This is a genomic window from Pseudomonas sp. DL, from assembly GCF_047199225.1.
GTDB lineage: Bacteria > Pseudomonadota > Gammaproteobacteria > Pseudomonadales > Pseudomonadaceae > Pseudomonas > Pseudomonas aeruginosa.
This window is the reverse complement of the sequence record NZ_CP178323.1, coordinates 4155937-4181330: the sequence shown is the minus strand read 5'-3', so window position 1 is coordinate 4181330 and position 25394 is coordinate 4155937. Positions and strand designations below refer to the sequence as shown.

25 protein-coding genes and 1 riboswitch are annotated in these 25394 nt (G+C 68.8%); of the genes, 18 read left to right on the top strand and 7 right to left on the bottom strand.

Annotated elements, in window-relative coordinates:
- Positions 1-23: 23 nt before the first annotated feature.
- A riboswitch (cobalamin riboswitch) is annotated at positions 24-232 on the top strand.
- A 95-nt stretch (positions 233-327) separates the two neighbouring features.
- From btuB to ACI766_RS19340, 11 genes are all read left to right on the top strand, one after another.
- Positions 328-2178 (top strand): TonB-dependent vitamin B12 receptor, encoded by a 1851-nt coding sequence (gene btuB, locus ACI766_RS19390; RefSeq protein ID WP_023114111.1) that lies wholly within the window; start codon positions 328-330, stop codon positions 2176-2178.
- Between the two features lie 63 nt (positions 2179-2241).
- Positions 2242-2853 (top strand): cob(I)yrinic acid a,c-diamide adenosyltransferase, encoded by a 612-nt coding sequence (gene cobO / locus ACI766_RS19385; protein ID WP_003086769.1) that lies wholly within the window; start codon positions 2242-2244, stop codon positions 2851-2853.
- A 31-nt stretch (positions 2854-2884) separates the two neighbouring features.
- Positions 2885-4192 carry a cobyrinate a,c-diamide synthase gene (locus ACI766_RS19380; RefSeq protein WP_023104215.1) on the top strand — a complete coding sequence of 436 codons (1308 nt, stop codon included), beginning with the start codon at positions 2885-2887 and terminating at the stop codon, positions 4190-4192.
- Position 4193: 1 nt separating this feature from the next.
- Positions 4194-4850, top strand: coding sequence for a 5,6-dimethylbenzimidazole synthase (bluB, locus tag ACI766_RS19375; RefSeq protein ID WP_003082592.1), 657 nt, complete (start codon positions 4194-4196; stop codon positions 4848-4850).
- Positions 4847-5785 carry an adenosylcobinamide-phosphate synthase CbiB gene (gene cbiB / locus ACI766_RS19370; protein WP_003449457.1) on the top strand — a complete coding sequence of 313 codons (939 nt, stop codon included), beginning with the start codon at positions 4847-4849 and terminating at the stop codon, positions 5783-5785. Before bluB ends, cbiB begins: the two co-directional genes overlap by 4 nt.
- Positions 5778-6773, top strand: coding sequence for a threonine-phosphate decarboxylase CobD (cobD, locus tag ACI766_RS19365; RefSeq protein ID WP_003133501.1), 996 nt, complete (start codon positions 5778-5780; stop codon positions 6771-6773). The genes cbiB and cobD overlap by 8 nt, the downstream gene beginning before the upstream one ends.
- Positions 6766-8238, top strand: a complete 1473-nt coding sequence (locus ACI766_RS19360) for a cobyric acid synthase (RefSeq protein WP_023114114.1) — start codon at positions 6766-6768, stop codon at positions 8236-8238. The genes cobD and ACI766_RS19360 overlap by 8 nt, the downstream gene beginning before the upstream one ends.
- Entirely contained in the window at positions 8231-8752 is a 522-nt protein-coding gene (gene cobU / locus ACI766_RS19355) for a bifunctional adenosylcobinamide kinase/adenosylcobinamide-phosphate guanylyltransferase (RefSeq protein ID WP_023114115.1), read from the top strand. Before ACI766_RS19360 ends, cobU begins: the two co-directional genes overlap by 8 nt.
- Positions 8749-9804, top strand: a complete 1056-nt coding sequence (cobT, locus tag ACI766_RS19350; RefSeq protein WP_087823843.1) for a nicotinate-nucleotide--dimethylbenzimidazole phosphoribosyltransferase — start codon at positions 8749-8751, stop codon at positions 9802-9804. Before cobU ends, cobT begins: the two co-directional genes overlap by 4 nt.
- Positions 9801-10385, top strand: coding sequence for an alpha-ribazole phosphatase family protein (gene cobC / locus ACI766_RS19345; RefSeq protein ID WP_087823844.1), 585 nt, complete (start codon positions 9801-9803; stop codon positions 10383-10385). The genes cobT and cobC overlap by 4 nt, the downstream gene beginning before the upstream one ends.
- A 2-nt stretch (positions 10386-10387) precedes the next feature.
- The gene (locus ACI766_RS19340) at positions 10388-11125 is read left to right on the top strand and encodes an adenosylcobinamide-GDP ribazoletransferase (RefSeq protein WP_003082605.1); all 738 of its coding nucleotides are present in this window, start codon (positions 10388-10390) and stop codon (positions 11123-11125) included.
- Here the strand turns inward: ACI766_RS19340 and ACI766_RS19335 are convergent.
- Complete coding sequence (locus ACI766_RS19335; protein WP_003158255.1) at positions 11088-12593, bottom strand: MFS transporter; 1506 nt, start codon at positions 12591-12593, stop codon at positions 11088-11090. The two genes, ACI766_RS19340 and ACI766_RS19335, sit on opposite strands and share 38 nt — an antisense overlap.
- 118 nt (positions 12594-12711) lie before the next feature.
- Between ACI766_RS19335 and ACI766_RS19330 the strand changes: the two genes are divergently transcribed.
- Complete coding sequence (locus ACI766_RS19330) at positions 12712-13272, top strand: TetR/AcrR family transcriptional regulator (RefSeq protein ID WP_003163469.1); 561 nt, start codon at positions 12712-12714, stop codon at positions 13270-13272.
- Positions 13273-13304: 32 nt separating this feature from the next.
- Here ACI766_RS19330 and ACI766_RS19325 read toward each other — a convergent pair whose 3' ends face one another.
- Positions 13305-15125 (bottom strand): acyl-CoA dehydrogenase C-terminal domain-containing protein, encoded by a 1821-nt coding sequence (locus ACI766_RS19325; RefSeq protein ID WP_003109278.1) that lies wholly within the window; start codon positions 15123-15125, stop codon positions 13305-13307.
- Between the two features lie 130 nt (positions 15126-15255).
- Here ACI766_RS19325 and ACI766_RS19320 point away from each other — a divergent pair, with 130 nt between their 5' ends.
- The 3 genes from ACI766_RS19320 (at position 15256) to ACI766_RS19310 (ending at position 17697) form a co-directional block, all read left to right on the top strand.
- Entirely contained in the window at positions 15256-15705 is a 450-nt protein-coding gene (locus ACI766_RS19320) for a MarR family winged helix-turn-helix transcriptional regulator (RefSeq protein WP_077143901.1), read from the top strand.
- 73 nt (positions 15706-15778) lie between these two features.
- On the top strand, positions 15779-16978 hold the full coding sequence (locus ACI766_RS19315; protein WP_033937740.1) for an MFS transporter: 1200 nt from the start codon (positions 15779-15781) through the stop codon (positions 16976-16978).
- Positions 16979-17142: 164 nt separating this feature from the next.
- On the top strand, positions 17143-17697 hold the full coding sequence (locus ACI766_RS19310; RefSeq protein WP_003082631.1) for a glutathione peroxidase: 555 nt from the start codon (positions 17143-17145) through the stop codon (positions 17695-17697).
- A gap of 58 nt (positions 17698-17755) precedes the next feature.
- Here the strand turns inward: ACI766_RS19310 and ACI766_RS19305 are convergent, their stop codons facing one another.
- The 3 genes from ACI766_RS19305 to ACI766_RS19295 form a co-directional block, all read right to left on the bottom strand.
- A complete protein-coding gene (locus tag ACI766_RS19305; RefSeq protein WP_003082638.1) occupies positions 17756-19030 on the bottom strand; it encodes an outer membrane protein transport protein in 1275 nt (424 codons plus the stop codon).
- Positions 19031-19235: 205 nt separating this feature from the next.
- Positions 19236-19715, bottom strand: coding sequence for a hypothetical protein (locus tag ACI766_RS19300; protein WP_003082640.1), 480 nt, complete (start codon positions 19713-19715; stop codon positions 19236-19238).
- 221 nt (positions 19716-19936) lie between these two features.
- Positions 19937-20530 (bottom strand): TetR family transcriptional regulator, encoded by a 594-nt coding sequence (locus ACI766_RS19295; protein WP_003082643.1) that lies wholly within the window; start codon positions 20528-20530, stop codon positions 19937-19939.
- Between the two features lie 111 nt (positions 20531-20641).
- Here ACI766_RS19295 and ACI766_RS19290 point away from each other — a divergent pair, with 111 nt between their 5' ends.
- A complete protein-coding gene (locus ACI766_RS19290; RefSeq protein WP_003116035.1) occupies positions 20642-21481 on the top strand; it encodes an alpha/beta fold hydrolase in 840 nt (279 codons plus the stop codon).
- A gap of 24 nt (positions 21482-21505) precedes the next feature.
- On the opposite strand, the gene ACI766_RS19285 is transcribed toward ACI766_RS19290, so the two are convergent.
- Positions 21506-22360, bottom strand: coding sequence for a sulfurtransferase (locus ACI766_RS19285; protein WP_087823845.1), 855 nt, complete (start codon positions 22358-22360; stop codon positions 21506-21508).
- Between the two features lie 667 nt (positions 22361-23027).
- Here ACI766_RS19285 and ACI766_RS19280 point away from each other — a divergent pair.
- Positions 23028-23282 (top strand): hypothetical protein, encoded by a 255-nt coding sequence (locus ACI766_RS19280; protein WP_010792040.1) that lies wholly within the window; start codon positions 23028-23030, stop codon positions 23280-23282.
- A gap of 15 nt (positions 23283-23297) precedes the next feature.
- Entirely contained in the window at positions 23298-23714 is a 417-nt protein-coding gene (locus ACI766_RS19275; protein ID WP_003082897.1) for a hypothetical protein, read from the top strand.
- Positions 23715-23740: 26 nt separating this feature from the next.
- Here the strand turns inward: ACI766_RS19275 and ACI766_RS19270 are convergent, their stop codons facing one another.
- Positions 23741-25363, bottom strand: a complete 1623-nt coding sequence (locus tag ACI766_RS19270; protein WP_014603138.1) for a two-component system sensor histidine kinase — start codon at positions 25361-25363, stop codon at positions 23741-23743.
- Positions 25364-25394: the final 31 nt, after the last annotated feature.

Sequence of the window (25394 nt, the reverse complement as noted above, 5' to 3'; positions counted from 1 at the left end):
CCGCGCAAGCCCCGAACCACTAAGCTGCGCGCCTTGCGACAGGTGCCCCGCAAGGGGTGAAACAGGGAAGCTGGTGCGTTCCGTCGGAACCAGGCCAGCGCTGCCCCCGCAACGGTAGGCGAATCAGACAGCCGCTCGATGACCACTGTGCTCCGGCATGGGAAGGCGCGGCTGGAAGCGTCCAGCGCTTCGCTCGCGAGCCCGGAGACCGGCCTGACGCACCCACGGCATCGCGGAGGGCGCTGTCGGACGTCTCCTGCCGTCGCTTCGTCCTCCGTCTGCCTCAACCCAGGTCGCGCGGGTGAGAGCGACGGAGCAGCGTAGAGCATGAACAGAGTTTTCCTGACCCCGGCAGCCGTGGCGCTGTGCGGCGCGTCTTCCCTGAGCCTGGCCGAACCGGTCAGCCTTGCCGACCAGGTGGTGACCGCCACCCGTACCGCCCAGACCGCTTCCCAGAGCCTGGCGGCGGTGAGCGTCATCGACCGCGAGGATATCGAGCGCAGCCAGGCGCGCAGCGTGCCGGAGCTGTTGCGCCAGGTACCCGGCGTGTCGCTGGCGAACAACGGCGGTTTCGGCAAGAACACCACGCTGTTCCTGCGCGGCACCGAGTCCGACCATGTGCTGGTGCTGATCGACGGCATCAAGGTCGGCTCGGCCAGCGCTGGCCTCACCGCGTTCCAGGACTTGCCGGTGGAGCTGATCGAGCGCATCGAGGTGGTCCGCGGGCCGCGTTCCAGCCTGTACGGCTCGGAGGCCATCGGCGGGGTGATCCAGATCTTCACCCGGCGCGGCGACGGCCAGGGCGCCAAGCCGTTCTTCTCCGCCGGTTACGGCACCCATCAGACCCTGGAGGGTAGCGCCGGGGTCAGCGGCGGCGCCGGCAACGGCTGGTACAGCCTCGGGGTGAGCAGCTTCGATACGGCGGGGATCAACACCAAGCGCGCCGGTACTGCGGGCTATGAGCCAGACCGAGACGGCTACCGCAACCTGTCCGGCAACCTGCGCGGCGGCTATCGCTTCGACAATGGCCTGGAACTCGACGGTACCCTGCTGAGGGCCAAGTCGCACAACAACTATGACCAGGTCTTCGGCAACTCCGGTTTCAATGCCAACGCCGACGGCGAGCAGAACCTGGTCGGCGGCCGTGCCCGCTTCACTCCGTTCGATCCCTGGCTGGTGACCCTCCAGGCCGGGCGCAGCGAGGACAAGGCCGATGCCTATCAGGATGGCCGTTTCTACTCGCGCTTCGATACCCGTCGCGACAGCCTGTCCTGGCAGAACGACCTGACCCTGGCCGAAGGCCATGTGCTGACCCTCGGCTACGACTGGCAGAAGGACGAGATCAGCAGCAGCGAAGCCTTCAGCGTCGACTCGCGGCTGAACAAAGGCTGGTTCGCCCAGTACCTCGGCCAGTACGGTCGCCAGGATTGGCAACTGAGCCTGCGCCGCGACGACAACCAGCAGTTCGGCGTGCACGACACCGGCAGCGCCGCCTGGGGCTACGCGCTGAGCGACGCGCTGCGCTTCACCGTCAGCTACGGCACGGCGTTCAAGGCGCCGACCTTCAACGAACTCTACTACCCCGACTACGGCAATCCCGACCTGGACGCCGAGACTTCGCGCAGCCTGGAAGTCGGGCTGAGCGGTACGCATGGCTGGGGGCACTGGGCGGTGAATGCCTTCCGTACCAACGTCGACGACCTGATCGGCAACGATCCGCGTCCGGCGCCGGGGCGCCCCTGGGGGCAGCCGAACAACATCGACGAAGCGCGCATCCGTGGCGTCGAACTGGTCCTCGGCAGCCAGTGGCTGGGCTGGGACTGGAACGCCAACGCAACCTTCCTCGACCCGCAAAACCGTTCCGGCGGCGTCAACGACGGCAACGAGCTGCCGCGCCGGGCGCGGCGGATGTTCAACCTGGAACTGGACCGGCGCTTCGAGCGTCTTTCGCTGGGCGCCAGCGTGCACGCCGAAGGCCGACGCTATGATGACCCGGCCAACAAGGTGCGCCTGGGCGGCTACGCCACCCTCGACCTGCGCAGCGAGTACCGGCTGAACGACGAATGGCGCCTGCAGGGCCGGATCGCCAACCTGTTCGGTGCCGACTACGAAACCGCGTATGGCTACAACCAGCCTGGCCAGGCGGTCTACCTCAGCGTGCGCTACCAGGCTCTGTGAGGCCGGGTATTTCGAATGAACGAGGCGACGGCGCGGCCGCGTCGCCGCAAGGAGTGATCGACGATGAACGAATCCCCCGAGAAGGACCAGCGCCACCGCGAGCGGATGGAGCGCAAGAAGGCCGTGGTCGACGAGAAGATCGCCCAGGCCCGCGACGAACGCGGCGTGCTCCTGGTGCATAGCGGCAACGGCAAGGGCAAGAGCAGCTCGGCCTTCGGCATGGTCGCGCGGGCCCTGGGCCATGGCATGAAGGTCGGTGTCGTGCAGTTCATCAAGGGCGCCGCCAGCACCGGCGAGGAAGCCTTCTTCCGGCGCTTCCCCGAGGAAGTCAGCTATCACGTGATGGGCGAGGGCTTCACCTGGGAGACCCAGGACCGCCAGCGCGACATCGCCAAGGCCGAGGCGGCCTGGAAGGTCGCCGCGCAATTGCTGGCCGACCCGGACGTTGGCCTGGTGGTGCTGGACGAACTGAACATCGCCCTCAAGCACGGCTACCTGGAACTGGACAGGGTCCTCGCCGACATCCAGGCGCGCCCGGCCATGCAGCATGTGGTGGTGACCGGTCGCGGCGCGCAGCCGGGGATGATCGAGGCCGCCGACACGGTGACCGAGATGAGCCTGGTCAAGCACGCGTTCAAGGCCGGGATCAAGGCGCAGAAAGGAGTGGAGTTCTGATGCCCGCGCCATGCGCGGAGACGCTTCGCCCATGACCCAGGCACGCTGTCCGGCCCTGCTGATCGCCGCCCCGGCCTCCGGCCAGGGCAAGACCACCGTCACCGCCGCTCTGGCCCGCCTGCATGCGCGCCAGGGGCGACGGGTGCGGGTGTTCAAGTGCGGACCGGACTTCCTCGACCCGATGATTCTCGCTCGCGCCTCCGGCGCGCCGGTCTACCAGCTCGACCTGTGGATGGTCGGCGAGGCCGAAGCGCGACGCCTGCTGGCGCGGGCCGCCGGCGAGGCCGACCTGATCCTCATCGAAGGGGTGATGGGCCTGTTCGATGGCAACCCCTCGGCGGCAGACCTGGCGCGGCGTTTCGGCGTGCCGGTGCTGGGGGTGATCAACGGCGCGGCGATGGCCCAGACCTTCGGCGCCCTGGCCTACGGCCTGGCGCATTTCCAGCCGGACCTGCCGTTTTCCGGAGTGCTCGGCAACCGCGTCGGTAGCCAGCGCCACAGCGACATCCTGCGCGATTGCCTGCCGACTGGCATGCGCTGGTTCGGCGGCCTGCCGCGCTCGGCCGAGTTCGAACTGCCGAGCCGCCACCTGGGCCTGGTCCAGGCCGAGGAACTGGCCGATCTCGATGTGCGCCTGGACGCCGCCGCCGACGCCTTGCGGGCCAGCGCCGAGACCGACCTGCCGGAGCCGGTGACCTTCGAGGTGCCCGCTCCGGCGCCGCTGCAACGCAGCCTGGAAGGCGTGCGCATCGGCGTGGCCCGCGACGCCTCGTTCGCCTTCCTCTACCAGGCCAATCTCGACCTGCTGCGCGAACTCGGCGCCGAGCTGGCGTTCTTCTCGCCGCTGCAGGACCAGGCGTTGCCCGCCGTGGACAGCCTGTACCTGCCGGGCGGCTATCCCGAACTGCACCTGGGGCGCCTGCAGGGCAATCGCGCCATGGCCGAGGCGATCCGAGCCCACCATGCCGCCGGCAAGCCGCTGCTGGCCGAGTGCGGCGGCATGCTCTACCTGCTCGACTGCCTGGAAGACGCCGACGGCGAGCGCGGCGAACTGCTCGGCCTGCTGCCGGGCCGGGCGCGCCTGCAGAAGCGCCTGACCGCCCTGGCCTTGCAGGAGGTCGAGCTGCCGGAAGGGCGGCTGCGCGGGCATACCTTCCATCACTCGACCCTCGACTGCGCCGTCGAGCCTCTGGCCCGTGGCGTCTGCCCGAACGGCCGGAACACGGCGGAGGCGGTGTTCCGTCTTGGCCGGCTGACGGCTTCCTATATCCATTTCTACCTGCCTTCCAACCCGCAGGCCGCCGCCGCGTTGCTGGCGCCCGCGCGAGACGCCGACTGACATGTCCGATTCTTCTCACGCCTTCAGCGCCACGGAACGCGCCGCCGTCTACCGGGCCATCGCCGAGCGCCGCGACATGCGCCACTTCAGCGGCGGCAGCGTGGCGCCGGAGCTGCTCGCGCGGCTGCTGGAGGCCGCGCACCAGGCGCCCAGCGTCGGCCTGATGCAACCCTGGCGCTTCATCCGTATCACCGAGCCGGCGTTGCGCCGGGCCATCCACGGGCTGGTCGAGGAGGAACGCGGACGTACCGCCGAAGCCCTCGGCGAGCGCTCCGACGAGTTCATGCGGCTCAAGGTCGAGGGCGTGCTGGATTGCGCCGAACTGCTGGTCGCCGCCCTGATGGACGACCGCGAACGCCATGTGTTCGGTCGCCGGACCCTGCCGCAGATGGACCTGGCGTCGCTCGCCTGCGCGATCCAGAACCTCTGGCTGGCCAGTCGCGCCGAGGGCCTGGGGATGGGCTGGGTATCGTTGTTCGATCCGGCCGCGCTGGGCGAGTTGCTCGGCCTGCCGCCCGGCAGCGAGGCGGTGGCGGTGCTCTGCCTGGGCCCGGTGGCGGAGTTCTACCCGGCGCCGATGCTGGCGCTGGAGGGTTGGAGCGAACCGCGTCCGCTGGCCGAGCTGGTCTACCAGAACCGTTGGGGCGAGCGAGCATGAGCGCACTGCTGGGTATCCTCGGCGTGGCGCTGGATGCGCGCTTCGGCGAGCCGCAGGGCTGGCACCCGCTGGTCGCCTTCGGCCGCCTGGCCGAGCGCCTGGAGCGCCGTTTCAACCGCTCGCGCCTGGCCGGCGAGGGTGATCCCGGGGTCGGCTGGCGCAGCCACGGGGTGACCGCCTGGGTCCTCGCGGTACTGCCGCTGACCCTGCTGGCCTGGGCGCTCGCTGAACTTCCCTACCTCGGCTGGCTGGTCCAGGCCCTGGCGCTGTACGCCGCGCTCGGCCTGCGCAGCCTCGGCGAGCACGCCGAACCGGTGGCGCTGGCCTTGCGCGCCGGCGACCTGGACGAGGCGCGGCGACGTGTCGGCTACCTGGTCAGCCGCGATACCCGCGAACTGGACCAGGCCGGGGTCGCCCGCGCGGCCACCGAATCGGTACTGGAGAACGGCAGCGACGCGGTTTACGCCGCCCTGTTCTGGTTCGCCGTGGCCGGCGCGCCGGGGGTGGTGCTGTATCGCCTGAGCAATACCCTGGACGCGATGTGGGGCTACCGCAACGCGCGCTTCGAGCGCTTCGGCTGGGCCGCGGCGAAGATCGACGACATCCTCAACTACCTGCCGGCGCGGCTGGTGGCGCTGACCTACGCGCTGCTCGGCGACACCCGCCAGGCCCTGCGCTGCTGGCGCGAGCAGGCGCCGCAATGGGACAGCCCCAACGCCGGCCCGGTGATGGCCGCCGGCGCCGGTGCGCTGGGGGTTTCCCTGGGCGGCGCGGCGATCTACCACGGCGAGCTGCACCAGCGGCCGCTCCTCGGCAGCGGCCCGCAGCCGCAGGGCCGCGACATCTATCGGGCCCTGGCGCTGGTGCGCCAGGGCGTGCTGCTCTGGCTGCTGGTGCTGGCCGGACTCTGGGCCATGGGGTGGCTGCATGCTTGAACACGGAGGGCGGTTGCGCGAGGCGGCGCGCCGCTACGACATTCCGCTGGCGGACTGGCTGGACCTGTCCACCGGCATCGCGCCCTGGCCGTTTCCGCTGCCGGCGATCCCCGAGCAGGCCTGGACCCGCCTGCCGGAGAGCGACGACGGCCTGGAAGCCGCCGCCTGCCTCTACTACGGCGCCGAACGGGTATTGCCGCTGGCCGGCAGCCAGGCGGCGATCCAGGCCCTGCCAAGGTTGCGGCGGGGCGGGCGGGTCGGCGTCCTGTCGCCGTGCTATGCCGAGCACGCCCACGCCTGGCGCCAGGCCGGGCACCTGGTGCGGGAGATCGGCGAGGCCGAGGTCGAGCCCTATCTCGACAGCCTCGACGTGCTGCTGGTGGTCAACCCGAACAACCCCACCGGGCGGGTCTTCGAGCCCGCCGAGCTGCTGGCCTGGCATGCCCGCCTGCAACGTCGCGGCGGCTGGCTGCTGGTAGACGAGGCGTTCATGGACTGCACCCCGCAGTCGAGCTTGGCGGCCTGTAGCAACCGGCCCGGATTGATCGTGCTGCGCTCGTTCGGCAAGTTCTTCGGCCTGGCCGGTGCGCGGCTCGGCTTCGCCCTCGGCGAACGGCCGCTGTTGCAGGCGCTGGCCGAGCAGCTCGGTCCGTGGACGGTCAATGGCCCGGTGCGCCATGTGGCCCAGAGTGCCTTGCGCGACCGCCAGCAACAGCGCCAGCAGCGCGAGCGCCTGCTGGCCGCCAGCCAGCGCCTGGAGGAACTGCTGCGCCGCCACGGCTGGCCGCCGGCGGGCGGCAGCGCGCTGTTCCAGCGCCTGGTCGATCCACGCTGCGCGGCGTTGCACGACTACCTGGCGCGGCGCGGCATCCTCACCCGCCAATTCGAGCAGCCGGCCAGCCTGCGCCTCGGCCTGCCCGCCGACGAGGCCGCCTGGGCCCGGCTCGATGCCGCGCTGCTCGGCTTCAAGGAGCCTGCTCATGAGTGATCGCGGGCGGACCCTGATGGTCCAGGGCACCACCTCGGACGCCGGCAAGAGCACCCTGGTGACCGCGCTGTGCCGCTGGCTGGCCCGGCGCGGCGTCGCGGTGGTGCCGTTCAAGCCGCAGAACATGGCGCTGAACAGCGCGGTCACCGCCGACGGCGGCGAGATCGGCCGCGCCCAGGCGGTCCAGGCCCAGGCCTGCCGGCTGGCGCCGCACACCGACATGAACCCGGTGCTGCTCAAGCCGAACACCGACATCGGCGCCCAGGTGATCATCCATGGCCGCGCGGTGACCAGCATGGACGCCGCCGCCTACCACGACTACAAGCGCGTGGCGATGGAAGCGGTGCTGGCTTCCCATGGGCGGCTCGCCGCCGCCTACCGGGTGGTGATGGTGGAGGGCGCCGGCTCGCCGGCGGAGATCAACCTGCGCGCCAACGACATCGCCAACATGGGCTTCGCCGAAGCGGTGGATTGCCCGGTGATCCTGGTCGCCGATATCGACCGCGGCGGGGTCTTCGCCCACCTGGTCGGCACCCTGGAACTGCTCTCCGACTCGGAGCGGGAGCGGGTCAAGGGCTTCGTCATCAATCGCTTCCGCGGCGACATCGCCCTGCTGCAACCCGGCCTCGACTGGCTGGAGGCGCGCACCGGCAAGCCGGTGCTCGGCGTGCTGCCCTATGTCAGCGACCTGCACCTGGAGGCGGAGGACGCCATCGACACGCGCCAGGCGGCCAAGGTCGGGCCGCGCCTGAAGGTGGTGGTGCCGGTGCTGCCGAGGATCAGCAACCACACCGATTTTGATCCGCTGCGCCTGCATCCCCAGGTCGAGTTGAGCTTCGTCGGCCCCGGCCAGGCGCTGCCGCCGGCGGACCTGATCGTCCTGCCCGGCTCGAAGAGCGTGCGCGCCGACCTCGCGGCGCTGCGCGAGCGCGGCTGGGACGAGGCGATCCTTCGCCACCTGCGCTACGGCGGCCGCCTGCTGGGGATCTGCGGCGGCCTGCAGATGCTCGGCGAGCGCCTGCACGATCCGCTCGGCCTGGAAGGCGCGGCCGGCAGCAGCGCTGGCCTCGGCCTGCTGGCGTTCGAAACGACCCTGGAGGCGGACAAGCAATTGCGCAACGTACAGGGCCGCCTGAGCCTGGAGGACGCGCCGCTGTCGGGCTACGAGATCCATGCAGGGGTCACTCGTGGCGAGGCCCTGGCGCGGCCGGCGGTGGTGCTCGACGATGGCCGCGCGGATGGTGCCCGCAGCGTCGACGGGAACGTCATGGGCACCTACCTGCACGGCCTGTTCGAATCCACCGCGGCCTGTTCGGCGCTGCTGCGCTGGGCCGGCCTGCGCGAGGTCCAGGCGGTGGACTACCAGGCCTTGCGCGAACGCGACATCGAGCGGCTCGCCGACCTGGTCGAGCGCCACCTGGATACCGGGCGATTGCTCGCCCTCTGCGGAGAACCCCATGCGTGACCTGATCCTTGGCGGCGCCCGTTCCGGCAAGAGCCGCCTGGCCGAGCGCCTGGCCGCCGAGAGCGGGCTGGCGGTGAGCTACATCGCCACCGCCCAGGCCGGCGACGGCGAAATGGGCCGGCGCATCGCCGAGCACCGCGCGCGCCGCCCGGCCCACTGGCGAACCCTGGAGGAGCCTCTGGCGCTGGCGGCGACGCTGCGCAGCGAGGCCGAGCCCGGACGCTGCCTGCTGGTCGACTGCCTGACCCTGTGGCTGACCAACCTGCTGCTCTGCGACGATCCCCTGCGTCTCGACGGCGAGCGCGAGGCACTGCTGGAATGTCTCGGCGCGCTGCCGGGACGGATCATCCTGGTCAGCAACGAAACCGGGCTCGGCGTGGTGCCGCTGGGCGAACTCAGCCGGCGCTACGTCGACGAGGCCGGCTGGCTGCACCAGGCCATCGCCGAACGCTGCGAGCGGGTGACCTTCACCGTCGCCGGCCTGCCCATGCCGTTGAAAGGAGAACCGCTATGAGTCTGCAATGGTGGCGCGACACCTGCCGCGAGGCGGACCCGCAGATGCGCCGGCGCGCGGCCGAACGCCAGGACCGGTTGACCAAGCCGCGCGGCTCGCTGGGCCGCCTGGAGCAAGTGGCGATCGACCTGGCGGCGTTGCAGGGGCGCGAACGACCGAGCCTGGAGAGGCTCTGGGTGACGGTCTTCGCCGGCGACCACGGGGTAGTCGCCGAGGGCGTCTCGGCCTATCCGCAGGCGGTCACCGGCGAGATGCTGCGCAACTTCGTCCACGGCGGCGCGGCGATCAGCGTGCTGGCGCGCGAACTCGGTGCCGGCCTGGAGGTGGTCGACCTGGGCACCGCCGTCCCCCTGGAAGCCTTGCCCGGCGTGCGCCACCTGCGCCTGGCGGCGGGTACCGCGAACTTCGTCGAGGCCCCGGCGATGGGCGCCGAACAGTGCCTGCTGGCGCTCGAGGCCGGGCGCGAAAGCGTGCGCCGCGCCGAGCAGGCCGGCAGCCAGCTGTTCATCGGCGGCGAGATGGGCATCGGCAATACCACCGCGGCGGCGGCCATGGCCTGCGCGCTGCTGGATGCGCCGGCGAGCGCGCTGGTCGGGCCGGGAACCGGGCTGGACGCCAGCGGCGTGGCACACAAGACCGCGGTGATCGAGCGCGCCCTGGCCCTGCACGGCGCCCATCGCGCCGACCCCTTCGAAACCCTCCGCCGTCTCGGTGGGCTGGAGATCGCCGCGCTGGCCGGCGCCTACCTGGCCTGCGCGCAGAAAGGCATGGTCGCCCTGATCGACGGCTACATCTGCAGCGTCGCGGCGCTCTGCGCGGTGCGCCTGAACCCGGCCTGCCGCGACTGGCTGCTGTTCGCCCACAGTGGTGCCGAGCCGGGCCATCGGCATGTGCTCGAAGCCCTGGCGGCGCAACCGCTGCTCGACCTCGGCCTGCGCCTGGGCGAGGGCAGCGGCGCGGCGCTGGCGGTGCCGCTGCTGCGCCAGGCCTGCGCGCTGCACGCGGGGATGGCGACCTTCGCCGAAGCGGCGGTCTCGGACCGCCCGGCATGAGCCTGCGCCTGGACCTCCTGCGGCATGGCGAAACCGAGTCCGTCGGCGGTTTCCGCGGCAGCCTCGACGACGCCTTGACCGCGCGTGGCTGGGCGCAGATGCGCACGGCGGTGGAAGGCGGACGCTGGGACCTGCTGGTCAGCTCGCCATTGCAACGTTGCCGCGCCTTCGCCGAGGAACTGGCGCAGCGCCAGGGGATCGAGCTGGAACTGGAAAATGATCTGCGCGAATTGCATTTCGGCGATTGGGAGGGGCGCTCGGCGGCCAGCCTGATGGACGGCCACAGCGAGGCGCTCGGCCGCTTCTGGGCCGATCCCTACGCCTTTACCCCGCCGGGCGGCGAGCCGCTGTCCGAGTTCGAGGCGCGGGTGCTGGCCGCCCAGCGACGCCTGCGCCAGCGTCATGCCGGCCGTCGTGTGCTGCTGGTGACCCATGGCGGCGTCATCCGTCTGTTGCTCGCTCGCGCCCGTGGCCTGCCGCGCGAGCACTTGCTGCAGGTGGACGTCGGTCATGGCGCACTGTTCGGCCTGCGCGCCGGAGAGGGCGACGATCGCTGGCACGAATGCCGGGAAGGGGAATAGCCATGCGCGAAGCCTTGCGCTCACTGCTGGTCGCCTTGCAGTTCCTCACCCGCCTGCCGGTGCGCCTGTCGGCGATGCCGACGCCGGAACAGTTCGGCCGCGCGGTGCTCTGCTATCCACTGGTCGGGGTGCTGATCGGCGTCGTGCTGTACGCCGCGGCGCGGTCGCTCGACGGTACGCCGCCGCTGTTGCAGGCAGCCTTGCTGCTGAGCCTGTGGGTAGCGCTGAGCGGCGCGCTGCACCTGGACGGCCTGGCCGACATGGCGGACGCCTGGATCGGCGGGCTGGGCGACCGCGAGCGGACCTTGGCGATCATGAAGGACCCGCGCAGCGGCCCGGTGGCGGTGGTGGTCCTGGTACTGGTCCTGTTGTTGAAGTTCTCCGCCCTGGCGGCGCTGCTCGGCCAGGGCGAGGCCGGGTTGTTGCCGCTGGCTCCGTGGCTGGCGCGCAGCAGCCTGCCTCTGCTGTTCCTGACCACGCCCTACGCGCGCCCCGGCGGCCTCGGCCAGGCCATCGCCGAGCACCTGCCGGCGCGCAGCCTGCCGTGGGTGCTGGGGGTGAGTTTCGGCCTGGCCCTGGCGTTCGGCCTGGCCGGCCTGCTGGCGTTGCTGGTGACGCTGATGCTCTTCGCCTGGCTGCGCAGCCGTTTCCTCGCGCGCCTCGGCGGCACCACCGGGGACACCGCCGGCGCGCTGGTCGAACTTACCGAGTGTGCGGTGCTGGTGGCGCTGGCTCTGTAGCCGGACGCGGCTGGCGCAGGACCGCCATGGCGCTGAGGAAGAGCAGCGCGGCGGCGGCCAGCAGCACGGCGACGAAGGCCTGGTCGAAAGCCTGCCGGGCAAGCTCGACGAGCCGCGACGCGACCTCCGGCGCCAGGCCCTCGGCGACCAACAGGGCGTCGTCGAGGCTGTCGCGGACCCGCGCCGGCAGCTCGGCCGAGGGCAGCCTCAGCGACATCCCGTAGACGAAACTCATCAGGCTGCCGAGCAGGGTCACGCCGATCACCCCGCCCAATTCGTAGGACACGTCTTCGATGGCGGCCGCCATTCCGGAACTCTGTTCGTCCACGTTGAGCATCACCGCGGTGGAGGCGGCGGTCATCGCGCCGCCGAAGCCGACGCCGAGCAGCACCAGGCTGGCCAGTTGCGCTCCGGTGACGGACTGGTAGGACAGGGCCAGGCCGAGCAATCCGGCGCTGCCGAGCAGCAGGGAGGCGCACATCACCCGGTTCTCGCCCCAGCGCGGCACCAGCCAGCCGGCCAGCGGCCCGACCACCAGCGAGGCCAGCGGGATCGGCAGGACGAACAGGCCGGCCTTCAGCGGCGTCAGGCCCTGCACCAGTTGCAGGTGCTGGCTGAACACCAGTTCCATGCCGACCAGCGCCATGGTCGCCACCAGGGCCACCGCGACGCCGCGGGCGAAGCGCCGGTTGCGGAACAGCGCGAAGTCGATCATCGGTTCGCGGGCGCGGCGCTGGCGGCGGACGAACAGGTACAGGCAGAGCATGCCGCCGAGCGCGGCCAGGACGGCCAGCCCGAAGTCCGGGGCGCGTGTGCTGAGTTCCTTGATCGCATACACCACCCCGACCAGGCCGAACATCACCTGCAGCGAGCCGAGGGCGTCCCATGGGCGCCGCGACTGGCCGCCGCAGGCCGGGATGGCCGGCAGCGCCAGCAACAAAGCGACGACCACCACCGGGACGTTGATGAGGAACACCGAGCCCCACCAGAAGAACTCCAGCAGCACGCCGCCGACCACCGGCCCCAGCGCCGCGCCGGCAGAGGCGACGGAGGCCCAGATGCCGATGGCCAGGGCGCGTTCGCGTTCGTCCTGGAAGACATGGCGGACGATCGACAGGGTCGCCGGCATCATCAGTGCCGCGCCCACCGCCAACCCGGCGCGGGCGGCGATCAGCGCCGCGGCGCTGGGGGCGAAGGCGGCGCACAGCGAGGCCAGGCCGAACAGCGGCAGGCCGGCGAGGAACAGCCGCTTGTGGCCAAGGCGGTCGCTGAGCAAGCCGGCGCCGGGCAGCAGGCCGGCGACCACCAGCGGATAGGCGTTGACGATCCAGAGTTTCTCCGCGGCCGTCGCGCCGAGGTCGTGGGTCAGGCGCGGCAGGGCCGTGTAGAGCACGGTCATGTCGATGATGATGAGGAACAGGGCGCTGGAGACGATGGCCAGGACCAGCCAGCGGTTCTGCCGGAACATGGGATAACCTCTGTGGCGAACGGTTCATCGCTCGCCGTGGATAACGGGAATTGCGCGCCACGGGCGGGCGCGTGAAAATATAAATACATACGTATGGATTTAAACTCAAGAGGTAGCCATGGGACGCCGACGAACGATCGACCGTGACCAGTTGCTCGATGCCGCCGAGGCGGTGATCGCCCGCGAAGGCGCGGCCGGCCTGACCATCGATGCGGTGGCGAAGGAAATGGGCATTACCAAGGGCGGCGTGCAGTACTGCTTCGGTACCAAGGATGCGCTGATCGACGCGATCTTCGAGCGCTGGGGCAAGGCCTACGACAGCCTGTTCGAAGCGGTGGCAGGGAAGCAGCCGACGCCACTGACGCGGGTTCGCGCACATGCCGAGGCGACCCAGCGTTCGGACGAGCTGTCCAGCAGCAAGGCGGCGGCGCTGATGGCGGCGCTGATCCAGACGCCCGAGCACCTGGAGGGGAGCAACCAGTGGTATCGCAGCCGGTTGGAAGGCCTGGACCTGTCCGCACCTGAGGGACGCCGTGCGCGCCTGGCGTTCCTGGCGGTGGAGGGCGCTTTCATGTTGCGCTACTTCCGCCTGATGGACATTGGCCAGGAGGAGTGGGACTCGATGCTCGACGACGTTCGTGCGTTGTTGCTGACCCCGGCTGGCGCCAGCGGAGACTGAGGCTCCGCTGGCGCGCGCTGCGGGTGGTCGCCTCAGTCGAAGGCGAAGTGCTCGCTCTTCAGGTCCATGATCGAACCCGTCGGCTTCGCCATTGCCGCCGCGTGGCCCTTGGCGCGCGGAAGCAGGCGGGCGAAGTAGAACTCGCTGGTGGCGATCTTGGCCTTGTAGAAGTCCGCCGACTCGCTGCCGCCCTGGCGCAGTCGCCGGCGCGCAGCGGCTTCCTGGAGGGCCCAGGAATAGGCCAGCGTGGCGTAGCCGGAGAACATCAGATAGTCGTGGCTGGCGGTGCTCACCAGATCGCGTTGCTTGCGCGCGGTGAGGGCAATGCGCAGGGTCAGCAGGTTCCATTGGGCGCAGAGCTTGAGCAGCACCAGGGCGCGGCCGCGCATGCGCGGCTCGTTCTTCAGCAGGTCGACGGCGAACCGGGCCACGCCCCTGGTGAAGTCGCGCACGGCCTTGCCCTGGGTCATCAGCAGGACCTTGCGGCCGAGCAGGTCGAGGGCCTGGATGCCGGTGGTGCCTTCGTAGAGGGTGGCGATCCGCGCGTCGCGGACGATCTGCTCCATGCCGTGTTCGCGGATATAGCCGTGGCCGCCGAACACCTGCATGCCGAGGTTGGCGCTTTCCAGGCCGAGTTCGGTCAGGCAGCCCTTGAGGATCGGCGTGAGGAAGCCGAGCTTGTCGTCCCAGCGTTCGTACTCGGCGTCGTCGTTGCTGAGGATGCCCTGGATCATCCGGTCGGCGTACTGGGTGGCCAGGTAGACCAGCGCCCGGCCGCCTTCGGCGATGGCTTTCTGGGTCAGCAGCATGCGCCGCACGTCACCGTGGTGCATCAGGCTGTCGGCGACCTGGTCGGGTTCCTTGGTCCCGGAGAGCGCGCGCATGGAGCGGCGTTCGCGGGCGTAGGCGAGGGCGCCCTGGTAGGCCAGCTCGGCGGTGGCCACGCCCTGGATGGCGGTGCCGATGCGGGCGCTGTTCATGAAGGTGAACATGCATTCCAGGCCCTTGTTCGGCGGTCCGATGAGGAAGCCGGTGGCGCCGTCGAAGTTCATCACGCAGGTGGCCGAGGCCTTGATCCCCATCTTCTTCTCCAGCGCGCCGCAACTCACGCCGTTGCGCGGGCCGAGCGCGCCGCCTTCGCCGGGAAGGAACTTGGGCACGATGAACAGGGAAATGCCGCGGGTGCCCTTCGGTGCGTCCGGCAGGCGGGCGAGGACGATGTGGACGATGTTCTCGGTCAGGTCGTGTTCGCCGGAAGAGATGAATATCTTCGTCCCGCTGATGGCGTAGCTACCGTCGGGGTTGGCCTCGGCGCGGGTCTTCACCTGGCCGAGATCGGTGCCGCACTGCGGCTCGGTGAGGCACATGGTGCCGCCCCAGCGGCCCTCGGTGAGCGGAACCAGGTAGGTCTGCTTCTGTTCCTCGGTGCCGTGCTGCATCAGGGTGTTCATCGCGCCGAGGGAGAGGCCGGGATACATGGAGAACGGCCAGTTGGCGGTGCCCATCATCTCCTGTTTGAGCGCGCCGAGGCTCATCGGCAGGCCCTGGCCACCGTACTCCACCGGGTGCGAGAGGCCCTGCCAGCCGCCGGCGACATAGGCCTCGTAGGCTTCCTTGTAGCCCTTCGGCGTCCGTACTTCGCCGTTCTCCAGGTGGCAGCCTTCCTCGTCGCCGCTGTGGTAGAGCGGGGCGATCACTTCCTCGCAGAGCTTCGCGCATTCGCCGAGGATCGCATCGACCATGTCCGGCGTGGCTTCGGCTCCGTTGACCAGGTTGCGGTAATGCTCGGGGAAATCGAAGACTTCGTTGAGCAGGAAGCGCGTGTCGCGCAGCGGGGCTTTGTAAACGGGCATGGCTACCTCGGCGATGGATGGAGGGCGCCGGGTGCTCCCGGTCGCCGCTGACAGCGCGAGTTATAGGCCAGCGCCCGGCGTCCGGCCTTGGCAGGGGCAACAGACGGCGTTGGCAGTTCGGACAATCCGCTTGACCGACGAGAGGTACGGGTATATACACGCATTCATGCTACCGACCCAATGCCTCTGTACCAAACTGCGTCGCGCCGCCCGCAGCGTTTCCCGCTTCTACGACGAGGCGCTGGCCGATACCGGCCTCAAGGTGGCGCAGTTTTCCCTGCTGCGGCACCTGCGGCGCCTGGACCGGCCGAGCATTTCCGAACTCGCCGAAGCCATGGGACTCGACCGCAGCACCCTCGGTCGCAACCTGCGGGTGCTGGAAGGCGACGGCCTGCTGCGCCTGACCGGTGGCGAGGACCAGCGCAACCGCCTGGTCGAGCTGACGCCTGCCGGGCTGGATGCCCTGGAGCGCGGAACGCCGGCCTGGGAAGACGCGCAGCGGCGTCTCGCCGGGCGCCTTGGCGAGGAGCGCAGCGGCGCCTTGGCGGCGTTGCTGGTGGAACTGGAGCGACTGGACTGACAACCGACGAAGCCTCTCGCCGAGGCGCTTCGTTCACGATAAAGCGGGTATATACCCGTAGATGGAGCGACCCATGCCGCGTGCCGCCTTCTGGATCCTGCTGTCCGGAGCCCTGATCCTCGCCCTGTCCCTCGGCGTGCGACATGGCTTCGGCCTGTTCCTCGCGCCGATGAGCGCCGACTTCGGCTGGGGCCGCGAAGTCTTCGCCTTCGCCATCGCCTTGCAGAACCTGGTCTGGGGCCTGGCCCAGCCGTTCATCGGGGCGCTCGCCGACCGCTACGGCGCGGCGCGGGCGGTGCTGGTGGGGGGCCTGCTGTACGCCCTCGGCCTGGTCCTGATGGGACTCTCGCAGTCGGCCACCGGGCTGTCGCTGAGCGCCGGCCTGCTGATCGGCCTGGGCCTTTCCGGCACCTCGTTCTCGGTGATCCTCGGCGCCGTCGGCCGCGCAGTGCCGGCGGAGCAGCGCAGCATGGCGATGGGTATCTCCAGCGCGGCCGGCTCCTTCGGCCAGTTCGCCATGCTGCCCGGTACCCTCGCCCTGATCGGCTGGCTGGGCTGGTCCTCGGCCCTGCTCGCCCTGGGCCTGCTGGTGGCGCTGATCGTGCCGCTGGCCGGGCTGATGAAGGATCGCCCGTTGCCGCCGCAGGGCCATGAACAGAGCCTCGGCGAAGCGCTGCGCGAGGCCTGCGCGCATTCCGGGTTCTGGCTGCTGGCGCTGGGCTTCTTCGTCTGTGGCTTCCAGGTGGTGTTCATCGGCGTACACCTGCCGGCCTACCTGGTCGACCAGCACCTGCCGGCGCAGGTCGGCACCACGGTGCTGGCGCTGGTCGGGCTGTTCAACGTGTTCGGCACCTACATCGCCGGCTGGCTCGGCGGGCGCTGGTCGAAGCCGCGCCTGCTGACCGCGCTGTACCTGGTGCGCGGGGTAGTGATCGTGCTGTTCCTCTGGCTGCCGCTGAGCGTCTACAGCGCCTACGCCTTCGGCGTGGCCATGGGGCTGCTGTGGCTGTCCACGGTGCCCCTGACCAACGGCACCGTGGCGACCCTGTTCGGCGTGCGCAACCTGTCGATGCTCGGCGGCATCGTGTTCCTCTTCCACCAGTTGGGCGCCTTCCTCGGCGGCTGGCTGGGCGGGGTGGTCTACGACCGCACCGGCAGCTACGACCTTGTCTGGCAGTTGTCGATCCTGCTAAGCCTGCTCGCGGCGCTGCTCAACTGGCCGGTGCGCGAGCGTCCGGTGGCGCGCCTGCAGGTGGCCGGAGGCGCGGCGTGAAGCTGGCCTGGCTGCTCGCCGCCGGGGCGCTGCTGGGACTCGCCTGGTGGGGCTGGCAGCGTGGCGGACTGGCGCTGCTGGAACTGGGCATGGGCGCATGCTGATAGGTGGCGATAGGCGCGGGGAAGGGTAAGCTGGGACATTCGTCGCCAAGGAGCCATTCCATGAAACCTCGCGTGCTGTTGTCCGTCCTGGCGCTCGCCGGGCTGCCGCTGAGCGGCTGGGCCGCCGATTGCCCGGAACTGTTGCAGGGCCAGTTGACCAAGCTGCGTTCCAAGGAAAGCATCGATCTTTGCCAGCGTTACGCCGGCAAGCCGCTGGTGGTGGTCAACACTGCCAGCCACTGTGGCTTCACCCCGCAGTTCAAGGGGCTCGAGGCGCTCTACCAGCGTTACAAGGGGCAGGGCCTGGAAGTGCTCGGGGTACCTTCCGACGACTTCAAGCAGGAAGCCGCGGATACCGCCGAGACCGCGAAGATCTGCTATGGCAACTACGGCGTGACCTTCGCCATGACCCAGCCGCAGCACGTGCGCGGCGACGAGGCGATCCCGTTGTTCCGCCAGTTGGCCGAGCAGAGCGGCCAGGCGCCGCGCTGGAATTTCTACAAGTACGTGGTGGATCGCCAGGGCAGGGTGGTCGCGCAGTTCTCCAGCAAGACCACCCCGGACGATCCGCAGCTCCAGGCCGCCATCGAGAAGGCCATCGCCAGCCAGCCCTGAGGGTCGGCCAGGCATGAAAAAGCCGGGCATTGCCCGGCTTCTTCGTTGGCGCGTGTGATCAGAAACGATAGGTGACCTGGGCGGTCAGGCCATGCGCGCTGTTGTCGTACTTGGCGCTGTAGGCCGGCTGCAGGGCGCTGCCTTCCTGGTTGACGCCGGCGGTGGTTTCCCACAGGTAGGCGTAGGCCACGTCGACGGTCAGGTCCTGGTTCGGCGACCAGCCGGCACCGACGGTGAAGACCTTGCGGTCGCCCACCGGGATGCGCACGTTGCGGTCCTCGTTGGAGGTCGGCGACGGCTCGTAGGCAAAGCCGGTGCGCAGCACCCACTCCGGGGTGGCCTGGTAGGAGGTACCTACCGAGAAGGACCAGGTGTCGCGCCAGTTCAGGTCTTCGCCGATGGTGTTGAAGCCCAGGGCCTGGCCGAGCGCCGGTACGCCGCTGTTGCGCACCTCGATCTTCTCCAGGCGGCTCCAGCGGGTCCAGACGGCGCCCAGGTAGCCCGTCCACTTGTCGTCGAACTTGTGGGTGATGGAGGTATCCACCGATTCCGGCAGGGTGATGTCCAGCTTGGCATCGTACTTGCCGTTCAGGCCCAGGGCACCCGGAGCGTTCTTCACTTCGGTGTTGCCGCCCAGGTGGTACTTGACCTTGGAGTGGTAGGTCAGGCCCCAGGTGGTGTCGTCGGTCAGGTCGACCATCACGCCGACGTTGTAGCCGATGGCGGTGTCGTCGCCCTTGATGTTGATCTTGGTATCGCCGTTGCTGCCGAGCAGGCCATTGGTGGCCAGGGTGTTCTTCAACTGGCCGTCGATGCGGTTGAAGGTCGGACCGAAGCCGACGGAAACCTTGTCGTTGATCTTCCAGGCGATGGTCGGCTGCACGGTGATCACCTGCACCTTGCTATAGGAGCCGTGGGAGCTGCCCATGAAGCCGTTTTCGTAATCGTTGATGATGCCGTAGGGCACATAGATGCCCAGGCCGAAAGTGAAATCTTCGTTGATCGGCGTGGAGAAGTAGCCGAACGGTACGGCGGCCAGCGGTACCGAGTCGCCCTTGTTGCTGCCCTGGGCGGTGCTGTGGGCCTGGCTGATGTCGTCCTTGGCCTTGACGATGGCCAGACCGCCGCTGACTTCGGTGCGTTTCAGCTTGGACAGGCCGGCCGGGTTGCCGTAGATGGTGCTGGCATCGAGCGCGGACGAGGCGCGGCCGGCGTAGGCGGTGCCGGCGCCGCTGGCGCTCTGTTCGTTGATGGCGATGCCGTTGGCGAGGGTGTAGGTGGAGACAGCGCTAATGGTCAGTGCGAGAGAGGTTTTAAACCATATTGTTTTCATTGTTGGAGCAACTCCTGTGTATAACGGCGCGCAAACTACCAAGATTCCCAGACCGGCGCCAGTGTTCCGAAGTTCCGCAGGGTGCGGAACAGAGCGGTTGGCTCCGGTGCCAGTGAAGCGAAGGTAGCGCAACCGTTCGTGTCTGTATGTAAAAAATTTTCTGACCGGTTGGTCTGTTTCGGACGCGGGATTTTTCCATTCGCCGTCAGGCGACCTGGCTGAGGCTGCCGATGCAGCGTTGCCAGGCGTCGATGAACTCGTGCAGGCGACCGTGCGGCTGGAATACCTGGCGCCACACGCGAGCCTGGGCGAGGTGGTCGTGCTGGTCGGGCAGTGGCAGTCGCGCGGCTTCCACCAGCGACCAGGCGATGGCCGTGCTGTAGCGCAGGTTCACCGTCAGTTCCAGGTGCGGCGCGGCGAGGAAGGCATGCTGGCTGGCCAGGCCGCGGACCCGGCTGGCGCGCTCCGGGTCCAGCGCCAGGTACTGGTCCCAGAGCTGCTGGTGGCGTTCGCTGGCGATCCGGTACAGGCCGTGGCCACGGCGGTCGTCGAGGGCGCTCCCCAGCGCCGACTGGCAGGCCGCCGCGCCCAGCAGCAGCGCTTCGGCGGCGGGGCTGTGGCAGGACAGGTAGTCCAGGGTCGGGCGTATCACGTGCTGGCAAAGATCGTTGGCGGAAATACCCATGACGGCCTCGCGCAAGGTGGATCGGCGGGGCCGGGCAGTTTGGCAGCTTCTATTCCGATGGCCCCGCCGATAGCGGACTTAGCCGCTTGATTTGAAGTGTAGTGAAACAAGTCAGCTGTAAAGGACTGTTTTTAAATTGTTTCCAGCTTTAGAGAACAGCTGATATGCCCGCTGGAAATTAAACCGGCGCGTCCTTGCTTCGCTTGTGCTGGGCGGCATTCTCAGCCCCTGCGCAGGCTGTAGAGGAAGTCGCGGATGATGGCTTTCACTTCATTGGCCGCTTGCCGCTTGTTGCGTGCATCGCGAAGACTCATCGCGGCCTGGGTAAGGAAGCCGTAGAGCTGGCCGACCAGGGTTTCCCGGCGGTAGTCCTTGAGTTCGCCACTGGCCGCCAGTTCGTCCACCAGGCGCCCGACGTAGCGCAGCGTGTGGCGCGAGTCGATGCGTTTCCATCGCTCCCAGCCGACGACCGTGATCACCTCCTGCAGCGACAGTTGCCGCTTGCCGCGCGCCATCACGCTGTCGATGAAGGCCTCGGCCAGTGCGGCGGCCTCCGCCCACTTGTCGACATGCGCCGGCACCCTGTCCAGGTCCTCGGCGATCGTCCGTACCTGGCGTTCGTAGCATTCGGCGAGCAGTTCCTGCTTGCTGCCGAAGTGGTGGTAGAACGCGCCCTTGGTCACGCGCGCCTCGCGGGCGATGGCGTCGATGGAGACGCCGCCATAGCCATGTTCGATGAAGGCGGAGAGGGCGCTTTCCAGCAGCGCCTCGCGGGTCGCCTCGGCATTTTCCTGCTGCCTGCTCTTGACATTCATACTGTTGCCTTCTTACATACCGTCGGTATGTTCATGCTAGCACGCCTGGCGATCCGTCGAGCATTGCGTCCGTCCCGGCTGCTCGAACCCGCACGGCAAAGGAGAGAGCGAATGAGTACCGCAGTGGAGATCGCCTGCCGTGACGGTGTGCGCCTGGCCGGCGACCACTTCCCGGCCGTCGGCGATGCGCAGGGGAGCATCGTGGTGGCCTGCGCGCTCGGCGTCAGGCGCGCCTTCTACCAGCGCTTCGCCGTCCTGGCCGCGGCTTCCGGCTATGAGGTGCTGTTGTTCAGCTACCGCGGCAGCGAAGGCGACGACCCTGCCGTGGCTAGCTATCGCCTGGCCGACTGGGGACGCGAGGACATCGATGCGGCGCTGGCCTGGTGCCGAGCGCGCGCGCCGGAGCTACCGCGCTATTTCGTCGGCCACAGCATCGGCGCGCAGTTGCTCGGTCTGGCTGGTCAGGCCAGCGGATTGAGCGGCGCCGCGTTCGTCGCCGGTTCGTTTCCGTACTGGAGGCGCTGGCGAGGCAGGCAACGCTGGCAGATGTTCGGCCTGTTCTGCGTGGCGGTGCCGCTACTGACCGGACTGCTCCGACGCTTTCCCAGTCGTTTCTTCGGCCTCGGCAGCCTGGATATGCCGAGTCATTTCATGCGCGACTGGGCGCGCTGGGTGCGGCAGCCGGACTACCTCCTGGCACCGCGCTTCGGATTGCAGCGGCAGGGTTACGAGGCGCTGGACATCCCCGTCGCCAGCTTCCTGTTCGAGGACGACGACTACGTGCCGTGGGCTGCGGCGGAAAAGCTTCACCAGGTCTATGCCGCGGCGCACCTGGAGTTGCGTCGCAAGGGACGGGCCGAGGGGGCAGTCGGGCATTTCGGGCTGTTCCGCAACGAGGCGTTGCAGAAGGAGTTGCTCGACTACTTCAGGAAGCTGCCCGACGCGGCGTAAGCCGCGTCCGAGCGTATGGCGTCGTCAGTCGCCGGTGGCGACCGGGCGGCGCGGGTCGGTGATCCACTCGCTCCACGAGCCGGCGTAGAGGCGCGGAAGCGGGAAGCCGGCGAGGCTCAGGGCGAACAGGTTGTGGCAGGCGGTGACGCCGGAGCCGCAGTAGGCGACCAGCTCGTCCACCGGGCGACCGCGCAACAGGGCGGAGAACCGCTGGTGCAATTGTTCCGGCGGAAGGAAGCGGCCGTCGCTGCCAAGGTTGTCGGTGAAGGCGGCGCACTGGGCACCGGGAATGTGCCCGGCGACCGGATCTATGGGCTCGACTTCGCCACGGAAGCGCGGCTGCGCGCGAGCATCGAGCAGCGCCAGTCCGGGTTGGCCCAGTTGGGCCTGGAGGGTGGCGGCGTCGATCAGCAGCGAGGCATCGGGCTGGCCCTGGAAATCGCCGGGTCGAAGGCTGCTTTCGCCATTGGTCAGTGCCAGCCCCGCAGCCTTCCAGGCCTCCAGGCCGCCATCGAGGAGGTAGACCCCATCGCGCTTGCCCAGCCAATGCAACAGCCACCAGGCGCGGGCGGCGAATGCGCCGGGGCCGTCGTCGTAGAGCACCACCTGGCTATCCTGGCGCAGGCCCCAGGCTTGTAGCTTGAGCGCTAGCTCGGCGGGATCCGGCAGCGGATGGCGACCGGTCACGCCCTTGCGCACGGGAGCGGAAAGATCCCGTTCGAGGTCGGCGAAATGCGCGCCGGGAATGTGGTTTTCCTGATAGACGCGGGCGCCGTAGGCCGGGTCTTCGAGGGCGAAACGGCAGTCGAGGACCAGCAGGTCGGGTTCGCTGAGGCGGGCGGCCAGTTGTTGCGCGGTTAGCAGTTGGGCGGACGACATCGCGGACTCCTTGGGTCGGGAAGCAAAGCCGGTGGCGAATGGGTGGATCATGCCCCTTGGACCGCGTCGCGTCATCCCGGCGTCGCGCGGCGAGGTGGAGAAATGGCGAAAGGAAAGGGCTGGCTCCAGGCGAGGAAGATTCCTACTCGGTCATCAGCCTCGCCCGGCAGCGGGGGATTTGTCCAGACATGCAGAATCGGCTCGTTCCGAGATACCCGCTCCTGTGTTCTATCCCTCGGGACGCTTGTCCGATTGGCTTGGCCCGACGCTTGCGCCGGGCTTTTTTTCGCCTCTGTCCCGTCCTGAATAAGGTTCACACCTCCCATGCCGATTTTCCGGTAGGATGTTCTTTCCCTTAGGTATTTAAGCAAGTGGCTGGTTTCACTTGTCTTCCAGCCATGGCCGTGCAGTGTTCGGTCGCGAGGGTGCTGTTGGAGACCGAGAAAGCAGGGGAACGCATCCAGCGTTTTCCGGGGCGCAGAGTTGGTCGATGGAATGGCGCAGCTTCGACCGGAACTCACCGCAGGTGACTTCCCGATCGGACGAGCCGAGAAAATAGTACCTCTGTGCTATTCGAGCTTCTTCGCCGCGACGCTATAGTCCCGCCCTTGATCCCCGCGTTTCGCGGAAACCGGTTGTGCAGGACGCACGCGACTTGGAAGGAACCATGACTCGGCAATCCGTACTCGCCACCGGCCCGGAGGCCAGCGATTGGTGGTGCTTCGGCAGCGGCGACGAGCCGGCGCGCGAGTCGTTCTCTGCCGGTGGGCGTTCGCTTGCGGCGTCGAGGAAACCCGTCGGCGCACAGAGCGGAATGGCCGTGGCCGAGCAGGCGAACCGCGCGCAAGCGTCCGGGCAGGACGCCGCGCCGGGCCTGCGAACCTTCGACCTGCTGCCTGGCAACCCGCCGAAGAACCCCTAGACACGGAGTCAACCCATGCGCCGGATATTCATCGCGCCGTTACTGGCGTCGCTTTCCCTGGGCGGCTGTATCCAGATGGACACGCTGCCCGAGGTCTACGCCCGCAGCCAGTGGAAGGGCCGTTCCGCCGAGGAAGCGATAGCCTTCTTCGGTACGCCGCAGAACATGGAGCGCACCGCTGACGGCTCGCAGGTGGTGATGCAGTGGTACACCGACACCAGCTATTCCCGCTATGAAGTGGTGGGCTCCAGCTCGGAGATGCAGGGCAACGTGATGGTGAACACCAACTACTGGGATACCGTCAACCACCCCAATCGCTGCATCATTTCCGTCACCGTCGACAAGAGCAAGCGGATCACCCAGTTCGAGGCCGACGACGGCGAGTTGCTGCTGTCCCACGGCTGCGCTGGCATCAAGTACGGCCCGCCGTAGGCCTGCGTTCCTCGACCTGCCTTATCTCAGGAAGCGTGGCTGGCGGCCACCGGGCGCTCGCGCAGGGCGCGCAGGGTGGCGCGCAATTCCGTGGGGCGCACGGGCTTGGAGAGCAGGGCGATGTCGGTGTCTTCGACGCTGGCCTGGATACGCTCGATGTCGTGGCCGCTGATCACCAGCGCCGGTATCGCCTCTCCGCGTTGCCGCCGTACCCGCTCGATGCACTCGACGCCGGAGGCGTGGGGGCCGAGGTCGTAGTCGACGACGAGGATGTCGCAATCGGTTCGCCAGCCGTCCGCCTCGGTTTCCGCCTGGACCGTGCAGCCCCAGCGTTCGAGCAACGCCGAGGTGGCGCGCAGGACGTTGCGATCATCTTCCACCAGGCACACCCGCAAGCCGGTGAGCAGGCCGGCCTGCAGGGGATCGTCGCGGCGGGGCAGGGCTTGCGCGGCGACCGCCGGCAGGCCGTGCAGGGTCACCGCGGTGCCGCGTCCGACCCGCGAGCGCAGCGTCACCTCGATCCCGGTCAACTGCCCCAGGCGGCGGACGATGGACAGCCCCAGGCCGATTCCCTCGACGTCGCGGTCGCGCGTCTCGCGTACCCGGTAGAACTCCTCGAACACCCGCGGCAGGTGTTCCTCCGCGATCCCCCTGCCCTGGTCGTAGATGGCTACGGCCAGGCCGTCGCCTCGCCGCCGCACGCCGATCAGCAGCGGGCGCTCGGCGGCGTACTTGAGGCTGTTGGAGAGCAGGTTCTGCAGCATGGTCGACAGCAGCCCCGGATCGGTTCGCGTCCACAGGCGGCAAGGGCGCAGGCGCAGTTCCACCCCGGCCCAGCGCGCCGCTTCGGCGTTGCGCCGGACCAGGTCGCGCAGCAACTCGCCCAGGTGGACGTTCTCCTGCTTGGGTTGGAGCCGGCCGTTGTCGAGGGTGTAGAGATCGAGGATGGAGCGGAACAGTTGCGAGACGTTGAGCAGCGAGCGGTCGATGTTGTCCACCAGGCGCCGTTCCTCGTCGCCCAGGCGGGCGTCGCGCAGGCAGGCGGTGAACAGGCCGATGGAGTGGATCGGCTGGCGCAGGTCGTGGCTGGCCTGGGCCAGCAGGCGCGATTTCTCCTGGTTCGCCTGCAACGCTTCCTCGGTGGCCTTGCGCGTGCGCTCCAGCAGGAGGTGCGCGTAGAAGGGAATGACGGTACTGGTGGTCATCAGCATCAGCACCATGAACGGCTGAGCCTGCCAGGCCGGGGTCAGTCGATAGATGACCAGTAGCGCGAGCAGCGCCAGGGCGGTGGCGATGGCCAGGTAGCGCGAGCCGTAGCGCATGCCGTTGCCCAGGTTGATCCAGACCATCACCGCGTACAGCGGCAGCGCTGCCTCGCCGCCCACGATCAGGCCGAACGAGGTGCCGGCGTAGTCGTGCAGCATGCAGAAGATCCGCCGCGCCGGGTAGTGCCCCGGCCAGCGCACGATGGCCTGGCGCAGCAATATGGAGGCGATCAGGAACAGGCCGTAGTAGGCAACGATCGGCAGGTAGGTCTCGACCTTCAGGCCGGGCAGCAGGCCGATCAGCACCACGTAGAGAATCGCGCAGGTGGCCACGATCAGTCGCAGGTTGGCCTGGTCCAGCTCGGTATTCTTCTCGAACTTCATGTGCACCTCCGTGTGCATGGGAGCGCCGCGC

Bases quoted from the DNA above. Each gene is read 5' to 3' on its own strand.
- ACI766_RS19340 (WP_003082605.1), top strand. From the start codon at position 10,388: ATGCGCGAAGCCTTGCGCTCACTGCTGGTCGCCTTGCAGTTCCTCACC.
- ACI766_RS19300 (WP_003082640.1), bottom strand. From the start codon at position 19,715: ATGGGTATTTCCGCCAACGATCTTTGCCAGCACGTGATACGCCCGACC.
- cobO (WP_003086769.1), top strand. From the start codon at position 2,242: ATGAACGAATCCCCCGAGAAGGACCAGCGCCACCGCGAGCGGATGGAG.
- ACI766_RS19310 (WP_003082631.1), top strand. From the start codon at position 17,143: ATGAAACCTCGCGTGCTGTTGTCCGTCCTGGCGCTCGCCGGGCTGCCG.
- ACI766_RS19295 (WP_003082643.1), bottom strand. From the start codon at position 20,530: ATGAATGTCAAGAGCAGGCAGCAGGAAAATGCCGAGGCGACCCGCGAG.
- ACI766_RS19330 (WP_003163469.1), top strand. From the start codon at position 12,712: ATGGGACGCCGACGAACGATCGACCGTGACCAGTTGCTCGATGCCGCC.
- cobT (WP_087823843.1), top strand. From the start codon at position 8,749: ATGAGTCTGCAATGGTGGCGCGACACCTGCCGCGAGGCGGACCCGCAG.
- ACI766_RS19360 (WP_023114114.1), top strand. From the start codon at position 6,766: ATGAGTGATCGCGGGCGGACCCTGATGGTCCAGGGCACCACCTCGGAC.
- ACI766_RS19335 (WP_003158255.1), bottom strand. From the start codon at position 12,593: ATGTTCCGGCAGAACCGCTGGCTGGTCCTGGCCATCGTCTCCAGCGCC.
- ACI766_RS19285 (WP_087823845.1), bottom strand. From the start codon at position 22,360: ATGTCGTCCGCCCAACTGCTAACCGCGCAACAACTGGCCGCCCGCCTC.
- ACI766_RS19380 (WP_023104215.1), top strand. From the start codon at position 2,885: ATGACCCAGGCACGCTGTCCGGCCCTGCTGATCGCCGCCCCGGCCTCC.
- ACI766_RS19290 (WP_003116035.1), top strand. From the start codon at position 20,642: ATGAGTACCGCAGTGGAGATCGCCTGCCGTGACGGTGTGCGCCTGGCC.
- btuB (WP_023114111.1), top strand. From the start codon at position 328: ATGAACAGAGTTTTCCTGACCCCGGCAGCCGTGGCGCTGTGCGGCGCG.
- ACI766_RS19275 (WP_003082897.1), top strand. From the start codon at position 23,298: ATGCGCCGGATATTCATCGCGCCGTTACTGGCGTCGCTTTCCCTGGGC.
- ACI766_RS19325 (WP_003109278.1), bottom strand. From the start codon at position 15,125: ATGCCCGTTTACAAAGCCCCGCTGCGCGACACGCGCTTCCTGCTCAAC.
- bluB (WP_003082592.1), top strand. From the start codon at position 4,194: ATGTCCGATTCTTCTCACGCCTTCAGCGCCACGGAACGCGCCGCCGTC.
- ACI766_RS19280 (WP_010792040.1), top strand. From the start codon at position 23,028: ATGACTCGGCAATCCGTACTCGCCACCGGCCCGGAGGCCAGCGATTGG.
- cobC (WP_087823844.1), top strand. From the start codon at position 9,801: ATGAGCCTGCGCCTGGACCTCCTGCGGCATGGCGAAACCGAGTCCGTC.
- ACI766_RS19315 (WP_033937740.1), top strand. From the start codon at position 15,779: ATGCCGCGTGCCGCCTTCTGGATCCTGCTGTCCGGAGCCCTGATCCTC.
- ACI766_RS19270 (WP_014603138.1), bottom strand. From the start codon at position 25,363: ATGAAGTTCGAGAAGAATACCGAGCTGGACCAGGCCAACCTGCGACTG.
- cbiB (WP_003449457.1), top strand. From the start codon at position 4,847: ATGAGCGCACTGCTGGGTATCCTCGGCGTGGCGCTGGATGCGCGCTTC.
- ACI766_RS19305 (WP_003082638.1), bottom strand. From the start codon at position 19,030: ATGAAAACAATATGGTTTAAAACCTCTCTCGCACTGACCATTAGCGCT.
- cobD (WP_003133501.1), top strand. From the start codon at position 5,778: ATGCTTGAACACGGAGGGCGGTTGCGCGAGGCGGCGCGCCGCTACGAC.
- cobU (WP_023114115.1), top strand. From the start codon at position 8,231: ATGCGTGACCTGATCCTTGGCGGCGCCCGTTCCGGCAAGAGCCGCCTG.